Source organism: Streptomyces coffeae (genome assembly GCF_016741875.1).
In the GTDB taxonomy this organism is placed as follows: Bacteria; Actinomycetota; Actinomycetes; order Streptomycetales; family Streptomycetaceae; genus Streptomyces; species Streptomyces coffeae.
Genome location: NZ_JAERRF010000104.1, coordinates 1 through 2,382, shown reverse-complemented (window position 1 = coordinate 2,382; position 2,382 = coordinate 1). Strand labels below are relative to the sequence as shown.

Annotated in this window: 1 protein-coding gene; it reads left to right on the top strand. The window is 70.9% G+C overall.

Annotated elements, in window-relative coordinates:
- Positions 1–27: 27 nt before the first annotated feature.
- On the top strand, positions 28–2,382 hold a 2,355-nt coding region (locus tag JK363_RS41135), incomplete at its 3' end, for a type I polyketide synthase (protein WP_307822112.1).

Below are 2,382 nucleotides of genomic sequence, written 5' to 3'. Positions count from 1 at the left end.
GCCACTTCCGTGGAGGGAGTGGGCGATGTGCGAGCTGCCGGATTGCAGCGGGTGCAGCATGCGCTGTTGCCCGCGGCGGTAGGGCTCGCCGACGGCGGATTGGTGCTCACCGGCCGACTCTCGGCTGGTGGCGGCCATGGGTGGCTGAGCGAGCACGCCGTGGCGGGCACCGTACTGGTGCCGGGCGCGGCGCTGGTGGAGTGGGCCCTGCGCGCGGCCGATGAGGCGGGGTGCGGTGGGGTGGAGGAACTGACCCTCCAGATCCCCCTTGTCCTGCCCGAGTCGGGCGGCCTCCGCGTCCAGGTAGTCGTGGGCGAGGCCGCCGAGGACGGGCGACGTGAGGTGGGGATGTACTCCCGTCCCGACCGTGATGCCGAGCCTGGTGCCGACGCGGGGTGGGTGTGCCATGCCGAAGGTGTGCTGAGTCCACCGTCAGGTGTGCTGAGTCCGCCGTCCCCGGGGATGCGGCCGGAGGCCCTGGGCGGCGTGTGGCCTGCTGCCGGTGCGGAGTCTGTGAGCGTCAACGGCTTCTATGAGCGCGCCATGGCCTCGGGATATGCCTACGGGCCATCCTTCCGGGGACTGCGCGCGGTGTGGCGTGACGGCACGGAGGTGCTCGCCGAACTCGCCCTGCCCGAGGCCGCCGGGGACCACGCCGGATTCGGCATCCATCCGGCGTTGCTGGACGCCGCCCTGCATCCCGTGCCCCTGGCGGATCGATCGGCCACCACCGATGCCCCGGACGACGACAAGCGGCTGTGGCTGCCGTTCGCATGGAACGGTGTGTCCTTGTGGGCGGCCGAAGCGACCACGATCAGGGTCCGGATCTCTCCTCGCGGGAACGGCGCCGATGGTGAGCGCGGGCTGCGCGTCATCGTCGCCGATGCCGCCGGCGAGCCCGTGCTGACCGTCGATTCCTTGACCATGCGCCCGGCCGACGCCGGACAACTGCGTGCCGTGGGCGGACGGGACATGGACGGGTTGCTCGCACTGGAGTGGATTCCCCTCCCGGCCGAGGCGGCGACCCAGGGAAGCCCGGACGAGGGAACCTGGGTGGTGTTGGGACGGGCCACCGGCTTGGGCTTGGAGGGCTCAGGTGTCGTGAGCCACCCGGATCTGCAGGTGTTGATCGCCGCCATTGAGGATGGTGTTGCCCCGCCGTCCGTGGCTATGACCTACCTGCCGTCCGCCGTCGACCCGAGTGGCACGGATAGCGCCGCCTGGGCTGCTGATGGATTGACCGCCATCGAGCGGGTGTTGGAGCTGGTGCAGGGCTGGCTGGCCGAGCCACGGTTGGCTGACGCCCGGCTGGTGGTGGTGACCCGGGGCGCGGTTGATGCCCGCAGCGGTGAGAGCGTGTCATCGTCCGGTGCAGATGAGCTGGATGTGGCCGCGGCGGGGGTCTGGGGGCTGCTGCGAAGTGCCCAGGCCGAGAACCCGGACCGTTTCCTGCTTCTCGACCTCGACCTCGAGCGTGGCGTTGACGTTGAGCCGACTGACATGGCTGACGGCGGCGTGGTCGACTCCGTGGCCCGCGCTCTGCGGATGGACGAGTCGCAAATGGTCTTGCGGGGCGGGCAACTGCTGGTGCCCCGGCTGAAGCGCGCTCGTGGCACCGAAGGTGAAGAGCCGGACGTAGCGCAGTTCGAGAACGCTCCCGGTGCGCTGGACCCGGACGGCACCGTGCTGATCGCCGGTGGCACGGGGCTACTGGGTGGCCTGGTGGCCGAGCATCTGGTGCGTTCGTGGCAGGTTCGGCATCTGGTGTTGGTGAGCCGTCGTGGTCCGGAGGCGCCGGGTGCGGGGGAGCTGGCCGCCCGGCTGGAAGAGCTGGGCGCGTGTGTGTGTATCAGCGCGGTGGACGTCACGGATGTGGGCGCGGTGGCGGAGCTGGTGACCGGGATCGATCCGAAGCATCCACTGACCGGTGTTGTCCATGCGGCGGGGGTCCTGGACGATGCGGTCATCACCTCGCAGACGCCGGAGCAGGTGGCGCGGGTCTGGGCGGCGAAGGCGACCGCCGCGGCTCATCTGCATGCCGCGACGGCGGATCTGCGACTGGGCATGTTCGTGATGTTCTCGTCGGCCGCCGGAGTGGTGGGGAACGCGGGCCAGGCCGGGTACGCCGCCGCGAACGCGTTCGTCGACGCCCTGGTCGCCCACCGTCGGTCCCGTGGGCTCCCGGGGCTGTCGGTGGCCTGGGGGCTGTGGGACCGGGCCAGCGCCATGACCGGGCACATGGGCCGAAGGGAGCTGACCCGGCTGCGCGGTATGAGGCCGCTCTCCTCCGAACGCGGACTTGCGCTGCTGGACGCCGCTTGCCGACTTCCGCATCCCCTGGTGGTGGCTGTTGACCTGGATGTGGCGGGGTTGGTGGGTGGG